Here is a 1,201-nt window from a genome sequence, read left to right as displayed (position 1 = left end):
GCAGATTAACTTCTTTGGTAAGTGCTATCGTGCGGATTTGCTGTGCCGAAACGTGTTCGGGCAATTCGAAACGTAAGGTGTCAAAGTATTGAGCGTTGACTTGTGTATATCCGCATTTCTTTAATTGCTTTTCAAGAAATACAGTAATGCTGTGTATACGTGATGCAATTGTAGTGATACCCTCCTGACCGTGATAAACGGCGTAAAAGCCTGCCATAGTAGCTAATAATGCTTGTGCGGTACAGATATTTGAAGTTGCTTTTTCCCGTTTGATATGTTGTTCACGTGTCTGTAAAGCCATTCGGTAGCAGAGTTTGCCATATTTGTCTTTAGACCATCCGATGATTCGTCCCGGCATATTCCGTTTGTATTCGTCTTTGGTAGCAAAGAAAGCAGCCGATGGACCGCCATAGAACATTGGGGTACCCAAGCGTTGTGTGGTTCCGAATACAATATCTGCTCCCCATTCTCCCGGAGGAGTTAGCAGGGCGAGACTTAAAATATCAGCGGCAACAGCTACTTTGCAGTCTGCGGCATGTGCTTTTTCGGTAAATTCAGAATAGTCCTCTACGTTTCCATGTGAGTTCGGATATTGCAGAATACAGGCAAACACTTCCGGTGAAGGTTCAAAATCTTTATATTTACCTACACGTAGTTCGATGCCTTGAGGTACGGCACGTGTAGTCATGACAGCTAATGTCTGCGGAAAAATATTCTCGTCTACGAAGACTACGTTCGCATTGGCTTTCTGTTGCGCGCGGGAGCGTAAGGCATACATCATGCTTACGGCTTCGGCGGCGGCAGTTGCTTCGTCCAGAAGTGAGCAGTTGGCGAGTGGCATGGCAGTAAGATCACATACGGCTGTCTGGAAATTCATCAATGCTTCCAGACGTCCTTGCGATACCTCTGTCTGGTACGGAGTGTAAGAAGTATACCATACTGGGTTTTCGAATACATTCCGCTGGATAACGGCCGGAGTGATCGTGTTGTACCATCCCAAACCGATATATGTGGTATATAGTTTGTTTTTAGCTGCCAGTTCAGCGATGTGTTTTCCAAATTCGTATTCCGTCAGTGGACTAGTCAATGCAAGCGGCTCTTTCAGCCGTATATTGGCGGGAATTGTCTGATTAATCAGTTCGTCCAGTGAGTTCACGCCAATTTTGCGGAGCATTATGGCTGTATCTTGTTCATTGATGCC

At 45.6% G+C, this 1,201-nt stretch carries 1 protein-coding gene; it reads right to left on the bottom strand.

Translation table 11 applies throughout. The annotated features are described in order from the left end of the window. The coding region (locus AB5935_RS27060; protein ID WP_410525558.1) for a glycine dehydrogenase at window positions 1-1,174 on the bottom strand (1,174 nt) is incomplete at its 3' end. Between the last annotated feature and the right edge of the window lie 27 nt (window positions 1,175-1,201).

It is taken from the genome of Phocaeicola sp. RTP21198st1_B8_RTP21198_201120 (assembly GCF_040929485.1).
GTDB lineage: Bacteria > Bacteroidota > Bacteroidia > Bacteroidales > Bacteroidaceae > Phocaeicola > Phocaeicola dorei.
This window is presented reverse-complemented; position numbering and strand designations above follow the sequence as displayed.